The sequence below is a fragment of the Daejeonella sp. genome, assembly GCF_037719425.1.
Classification (GTDB): Bacteria; Bacteroidota; Bacteroidia; order Sphingobacteriales; family Sphingobacteriaceae; genus Daejeonella.
On the sequence record NZ_JBBJNI010000001.1, the window covers coordinates 62,599 to 69,973 of the forward strand.

General features: G+C 44.1%; 8 protein-coding genes. All 8 read right to left on the reverse strand.

Annotated elements, in window-relative coordinates; all coding sequences use genetic code 11:
• Positions 1-126: 126 nt before the first annotated feature.
• On the reverse strand, positions 127-1,383 hold the full coding sequence (locus tag WKF69_RS00290) for an aminotransferase class I/II-fold pyridoxal phosphate-dependent enzyme (protein ID WP_340378524.1): 1,257 nt from the start codon (positions 1,381-1,383) through the stop codon (positions 127-129).
• A 45-nt stretch (positions 1,384-1,428) separates the two neighbouring features.
• Entirely contained in the window at positions 1,429-2,763 is a 1,335-nt protein-coding gene (argH, locus tag WKF69_RS00295) for an argininosuccinate lyase (protein ID WP_340378525.1), read from the reverse strand.
• Positions 2,756-3,349, reverse strand: a complete 594-nt coding sequence (locus WKF69_RS00300) for a GNAT family protein (protein WP_340378526.1) — start codon at positions 3,347-3,349, stop codon at positions 2,756-2,758. The genes argH and WKF69_RS00300 overlap by 8 nt, the downstream gene beginning before the upstream one ends.
• Positions 3,349-4,407 (reverse strand): M20 family metallo-hydrolase, encoded by a 1,059-nt coding sequence (locus WKF69_RS00305; RefSeq protein WP_340378527.1) that lies wholly within the window; start codon positions 4,405-4,407, stop codon positions 3,349-3,351. The genes WKF69_RS00300 and WKF69_RS00305 overlap by 1 nt, the downstream gene beginning before the upstream one ends.
• A 4-nt stretch (positions 4,408-4,411) precedes the next feature.
• Positions 4,412-5,227, reverse strand: coding sequence for a pyrroline-5-carboxylate reductase (gene proC / locus WKF69_RS00310; protein ID WP_340378528.1), 816 nt, complete (start codon positions 5,225-5,227; stop codon positions 4,412-4,414).
• Complete coding sequence (gene argB / locus WKF69_RS00315) at positions 5,227-6,054, reverse strand: acetylglutamate kinase (RefSeq protein ID WP_340378529.1); 828 nt, start codon at positions 6,052-6,054, stop codon at positions 5,227-5,229. Before argB ends, proC begins: the two co-directional genes overlap by 1 nt.
• Entirely contained in the window at positions 6,051-7,049 is a 999-nt protein-coding gene (locus WKF69_RS00320; protein ID WP_340378530.1) for an acetylornithine carbamoyltransferase, read from the reverse strand. Before WKF69_RS00320 ends, argB begins: the two co-directional genes overlap by 4 nt.
• A 76-nt stretch (positions 7,050-7,125) precedes the next feature.
• Positions 7,126-7,375 (reverse strand): aminotransferase class III-fold pyridoxal phosphate-dependent enzyme (locus WKF69_RS00325; protein WP_340378531.1); only part of this gene is annotated, 250 nt, incomplete at its 5' end.

Consider the following 7,375-nt stretch of genomic DNA (forward strand, 5'->3'; position numbering starts at 1 on the left):
GGTTTTTTTATTTTAGCTATAGCTGCAACTTTTTAAGAGTCCGTTTTTTTTGTTCACAGACCTGGCAATAAATTACTCGCCGAACAGCAACTTTCAGTTTTCAGTTTTCAGTTTTCAGCTTTCAGTTTACTTAAGCTTACTCAGTGCCACCCTAATCCTTGGCAGCATCGCTTGAATATCCTCCAAAGAACATCCTCCTACAGAAGCCCGGAACCAATTCATCCCTGGGTCAGCGCTGAAAGCTGAAAATGGGACCAAGCCTGCTCCTGCTTCGTTTATCAGATAGAAGACAAGATCTGAGCTCGTTTTTAATACGTCTCCTGCAGGTGTGGTCTTACCGAGGTAATCTATCTGAATAGTAAGATAGATCGCTCCCATCGGCTGGATCGCTTGCACAGCAAACCCATCGGACTTTAGCTGCATGAAGCCATTATAAAGTGCGTCCAGGCTCTTTTGAACCTTAGCTTTATAACTAACCAGGAACTCATCCCAGTCAGCCTTCTGGGCAAGGAATTGCCCCGTAGCTACTTGCTCGGGCTTAGGCGACCAGGCACCAACATGGCCAATGATCGTCTTCATTTTACTGATCACATGCTCCGGACCAAAAGCCCAGCCCACACGCACACCAGTTGCGGCAAGGCATTTCGAAATGCCGTCGATATATACAACCCGGTCTTTCAATTCAGGCCTCAGCGAAACCGGATCATAATGCACCTGCCCGCCGAAGGTCAGCTGTGAATAGATCTGATCGTACATAATATAAAGAGGCTTTTCAGAAGCCGGCCTGCTCTTATTTTCTTCAATAACCAAATCGCAAATCTCTTCAAGGTCTTTCTTTGCGAACATAGTTCCTGTCGGATTTAGCGGAGAACAAAGGGCAAGTAGTGTTGCACCTTTTAAGTGAGGTTTGATATCAGCCGCCGTTGGCATGAAATTATTCTCAGCAGATGTTTGAACAGGGACATCCGTAGCACCTGTAAACCGGCAATAATGATTATTATTCCATGACGGAGTCGGATATACCACTCTGTCTCCCGGGTCGATCAAACTCATAAAGAGTCCGTAAATCAGCGGCCGCGAGCCTCCAGAAACCTGGATCTGTTTGGCGCTGTATTCCAACCCAAATTTCTCTTTTACGAAGGTTGAGATGCTTTCACGCAATGAAGCCACTCCCTCGGCCGGCGGATAGTTTGTTTGATTGGACCGGTAAGCATCCATAATATTTTCGGTAAGCTTCTCCGGTATTGGAAAAATGTTAGAATCGAAATCGCCGATGGTCAGATTTGCTATCTGATGACCTTGTCTTTTAAGCTCATTAATTTCACCGGCAATTTTTATAATTTCAGAACCCTCTAAGGTGCTTGCTATTTTGGATATATTCATTGTATGTGTTTTCTTGGCGGTTTACCGCGGGATATTTTAATAGGTTTAAGCCAGTAGGGTCTCTATCGCTTTGTCGACCCGCTCAAAGCTAAAGTTTTTGAGATTGGCCTTAAACGAATTGTAGATTTGCTCGTTGCATAAATTTCCAATACTTCCTTCATGAGTATGATTAACCATCGACGGTGCCTTAAACTCGCCATTCTCTATCGCGGCCCCGACGTTTTTATACGCTTCCCTGAATGGTACCCCATTCAAAACTTCTGCATTAACCGCTTCAACACTGAAGAGGTAAGCATATTTTTCGTCCTTCAGAATATCATCCTTAATGCGAATTGATTGCAGCATAAAAGCCGTCATTTCAATGCATTCATTTAAAGATAAAAATGCAGGGAAAAGATTCTCCTTAAGAAGTTGAAGATCCCTGTGGTAGCCCGACGGAAGATTAGCCGTCATTAAAGCGATCTCAGTTGGCAATGCCTGTATCTTATTACATCTCGCCCGGATCAGCTCAAACACATCCGGATTTTTCTTGTGAGGCATAATGCTCGATCCGGTTGTAAGCTCATCCGGAAAGCTTATAAATGCAAAGTTCTGATTGATGAAAAGACAGGCATCCATAGCAAGTTTAGCCAGTGTTGCAGCAACCGAGGACATCGCCTGTGCAAGAATCCTTTCCGTTTTACCTCTCCCCATCTGAGCGTAAACGACGTTATAATTAAGCGAATCAAATCCCAATAATTCCGTGGTCATCGTTCTATTTAGTGGAAAAGAGGAGCCATACCCCGCTGCAGATCCGAGCGGGTTCTTATTGCAAACCTTCCATGCAGCGAGCAACAATTCCATATCATCAGCCAGGCTTTCTGCATAGGCACCAAACCATAATCCAAACGATGAGGGCATAGCTATTTGGAGATGAGTATATCCAGGAAGCAGTTTCGATTTATGTTCTTCGCTCTGCGCGATCAATTGATCAAAAAGGATCTCTGTATTCTTTACCAGCTTAGCGATCTCAGAACGGAAAAATAACTTGAGATCGACCAAAACCTGGTCATTACGTGAACGCCCGCTATGGATTTTTTTACCTGCTTCGCCGATCCGCTGTGTAAGCAAAAATTCCACTTGTGAATGAACATCCTCCACAGTGGGCTCAATAGAAAACTGACCTTCCTGAATTTCCTTATAGATCTTTTTCAATTCCGCCTGAACCTGAACAAGATCTTCCTTTTCCATTAGCCCGATACTTTCCAGCATCTTTGTATGCGCCAGCGATCCTAACACATCGAATGGGGCAAGCATGATATCCATTTCACGGTCGTTACCAACCGTAAATTTATCTACCGACCTTTCTGTACTTGTGTTTTTTTGCCAAAGCTTACTCATACATGATGAAATTTGTGAAATATTGCTCTTTAATGGTTTCCCATTCCGTGCGCAAAATACTGTAATAAACTGTGTTCCGGATATAACCGTCGTGTAATTTGATATGCTTCCTCAAAACGCCTTCGCGTGTTGCACCAATCCCTAAGATCGCTTGCCGCGACCTGTGATTACGCTCATCAGCTTTTAGTTCGATGCGATTTAATCCTAAGGTCTCAAATCCATAGCTCAAAATCAGGAATTTCATGTCCCGGTTGAGGCCGCTTCCCTGGAAGTCACTGCCTATCCAGGTCCAGCCGATCTGCCCGCGTTCATCCTTCCACGAGATCTCCGATAATCGGGTGCATCCGGCTATTTTGCCAGTTCTTTTGTCGATAACAACCCAAATAGCACAAACACCACAATTGCGGTCTGCTATACCTGTGGCTATGTATCTTTTCAATTCTCCTGGCCTTGACAGATCGGACGTTCCGTAGATCCACAGAGATTCCTCGTTCGCTATCTCCTGAAGCTCTTTTTCATCATCCTTTGTCAGCGGCCGGAGTAGCGTTCTCTCGCTTTCTAAACTTATGTTCAGATCGGGTATCATTATATAATTTTTGATAGTAATTCTATATAAAGGCTAATACCTTCCTTTATTTCGCCTGTGTAAATAAATTCATTTGCCATATGTGATCTGGCAGAATCACCAGGCCCCATTTTGAGCGATGGAATATCCAGCAAAGCCTGATCACTGGTTGTAGGTGATCCATATGTTTCTCTGCCTAAGGCTAGTCCTGCTATTACAATTGCATGATCCCTGCTAATCGATGAAGGCTTTAACCTCGTTGACCGCGGGTTAACGTCACAGCTTACATTCTGACGGATGATTTTCAATACTTCCTCATTCCTGTAAGTGTCTGTTACCCTTACGTCAACGGTAAACTTACACGTCGCAGGCACTACGTTATGCTGAGATCCAGCTTCAATTATCGTAACGCTCATCTTAACGGGTCCAAAAACCTCGGATTTCTTCGAAAATTCATAGCTTTTAAACCACTCTATATCTTTCAAAGCTTTATAGATGGCATTATCACCTTCCTCCCTTGCTGCATGTCCTGCTTTACCGTGCACAGTACAATCAATAACCATTAAACCCTTCTCGGCAATGGCCATATTCATAAGAGTCGGCTCACCAACTATTGCAAACTCAAGTTCACCGAGCTCCGGCAAGATCGATTCAAGCCCGTTCTGCCCGGAAATTTCTTCTTCAGCTGTTAAGGCCAGACAAAGATTATACCTCAGATCCTGCTGATCATAAAAGTGCAAAAACGTTGCGGCCAAAGATACCAGGCATCCGCCCGCATCATTACTTCCTAAGCCATATAAGATCCCGTCTTCGATATCCGGAGAAAATGCATCCCGCGAATACCCCGAGTTCGGCTTTACGGTGTCATGATGTGAATTAAGAAGGATAGTAGGTTTGCCCGCATCGAAAAACTTATTGTAAGCCCAGATATTATTTTGCTTACGATGAGTTTCCACGGACTTGCCATGCAAGAAAGCTTCAATCGCCGAAGCCGTCTTATCCTCTTCCCTGCTAAATGACGGAATACGGATCAGCTCTCTCAACAGCTCTATACTATCATCAACAAGAACCTCTGTCATTATATTAACCCTTTGTATATAAGTCACCAGCTTTTTGAGCTGATAATTTGATCCCTTTAATAAGTGAAGAGCTGAATCCCTGGTGTTCCATTTCATTCAACCCTGCTATCGTACAGCCTTTCGGCGATGTTACTTTATCGATCTCATGTTCGGGGTGACTATTTTGAAGCAGTAAAAGATCAGCAGCACCTTTAGCTGTTTGAACCGCCATTTTAAGCGCTTCATCAGCATGAAAACCAATTTCAATGCCTCCCTGGGATGCCGCACGTATAGCTCTCAAAAAGAAAGCAACGCCGCATGCACATAAGGCAGTAGCAGAAGTCATCAGATCTTCGTTGATCTTAATAACTGCACCTACAGTTTCAAACATCTTCGTAACCTCAGCTATATTTTCAGCGCTAGCGTTATCAGATGCAATGCAGGTCATCGACTGGCCAATTGCAATTGCCGTATTTGGCATAACCCGGATCACCTGGACGTCATTGCCAAGCTTGGCTTTAATGTTCGCACAGCTAACGCCCGAGATTACCGAAATAATGACATGCCGCTTAGGGTCGATAGCGCCATTGATCTGCGCTAATAATGTATCCAGTTGCTGGGGCAAGACCGCAAGTATGATAACCTCCGATTTAGCAACCACGGTAGAGTTTTGATCGCTGGTATTAAACCCCTGCGAGGCTTGCTCAGATAAATGATCGAGGCCGCGACGGGTAAGAGTAATGTCCTGAGCTTTGCAATACTCAGCTTTCACAAGTCCCCTGGCAAGCGACATTCCAATATTTCCGCTTCCTAAAATTGCTATTTTTTGTGCCTTGGCCATTATTTCTCTGATTTTAACCGGGTTCCAAATGTTTTATCTTTTAACTCAGGTAAAGCATCTGCCTTTCCTATATAGACCTCGCGGAGGCCTTTGCTTATCGCTTCAAATGCATTGTCCAGCTTGGGTATCATCCCCGAATAGATCACGCCTTCTTTCTTTAGTACTTTGTATTGTTCGGGGTCGATGGACTTAATAACTGATGCCTCATCATCCACATCTCTTAGTACACCGCTTTTTTCAAAGCAATACACCAGTGATGTAGTGTAATGCGCCGACATCGAAACTGCAATTACCGAGGCAATGGTATCCGCATTTGTATTTAAAAGCTGTCCATTTCCGTCATGCGTGATAGCAGAAAAAACCGGAACAAAACCTGCAGCAAGCAGCTTATAAATTGCCTCCGCATCTACCGAACTATCGTCAAGATCCCCTACAAAACCATAGTCGATAACCTCACCTAAATCCTCTCCAAAGGAGAGGACTTTCCTCAAAGGACGTTTTGTTGCAAGGATCATATTTCCATCTGCGCCAGTCAGGCCTATTGCATTGCAGTTTCTTTTTTGCAGACCAGCAACAATATTTTTATTGACGAGCCCGGCATAAACCATGGTAACAACCTTTAAGCTTTCCGCATCGGTTACTCTTCGGCCTTCAATAAGTTCGGATTCAATACCGAGATCCTTCGCTAGCTTGGTAGCTATTTTTCCTCCGCCGTGGATCAGTATTTTTAATCCTTCAAGCTTCGAAAAGTCTTTCAGAAAGCTTACCAGCTGAGCGGGATCGTCAATAATGTTTCCGCCGATCTTTATGACATAGAGGGAGCTCATTTTTTTAGATCCTCTAACATTTTTTTAAGAACAGCCTGCGCAGCCCACGTCCGGTTACTTGCCTCTTTAATAACTAAAGAGTTCGGGCCGTCAAGAATCTCTGCCGAAAGCTCATAGTCCCTCCTTACCGGTAAGCAATGCATTACTTTGGCATCGTTGGTTTCTTCCAGCTTTTTATTCGTCATCATCCATGACTCAGCTCCGGGCAAAGTCTTACCATAATCCTTATAGGAAGACCAGTTCTTCACGTAAACAAAATCAGCTCCTTTCAAAGCCTCATCCTGGTCGGTTACGATTGTAGCTCCCGGAGTAAATTTCTCGGCGAGCTCAAATCCTTCCGGATGCGTAATCACAAAATCGATCATCCCTCCATCCTGAGCTTTACACATCCATTCTGCAAAAGAGTTTGGCACCGCCTGCGGCAAAGCTTTAACGTGAGGTGCCCACGTTAACACGACTTTCGGTAGCCCCCTCCCAACCTCCCCCGATGGGGGAGGAGCAATAAATTTCGTGTGTTCTACAATAGTGAGCAAGTCGGCAAAGCTTTGCAAAGGATGCAGGGTTGCACTCTCCAAACTCACCACCGGTACGCCACTGAATTTTACGAACTTATTGAACAAGCTTTCACTGTAATCTTCTTCACGATCCTGGAGCTTAGGGAAAGAACGAAAACCAAGTATATCACAATACTCACCCATTACCGCGGCAGCTTCACGAATGTGCTCGACTGTCGTTCCGTTCATCGCAACGCCGTCTTCAGTTTCCAGCGCCCAGCCTTCTTTGTCCAGGTTCATCACCATGACATTCATGCCCAGATTTAATGCTGCTTTTTGTGTGCTCAATCGCGTGCGCAGGCTTGGGTTAAGAAAAACCAAGCCAATAGTTTTATCCTTACCCAATGACTTATTGGCAAAAGGATCGGCTTTAAGAATTAATGCCTCTTCGATAAATTTTTTCAGATCAGTTACATCGTTAACTGAAGAAAATAGTTTCATAATGCGCAGATAAAAGAAAATAACAAGTTATGGTTTCCCTTTCCCTGACAGACCGGGAAACCTTATATTATTTAGCCTAAGAAAGGCTTTTTTCAAACTTACCCTGAAGCTCCAGGCTAAACGCTTTTAAAAACTGATCTGCGTTTGCTTTGGTTAAATTCAATGCGGGCAACAACCTGATAACATTTGGTTTTGCCTCGCCGGTAAAGATACGATGTTTGAAAAGTAAATTTTTCTTCACATGGCTCAGTTCTTCAGGCAATTCGATACCGATCATCAAGCCTCTTCCCCTTACTTCTTTGATCTGGTCGAATTTCTTTAATTCG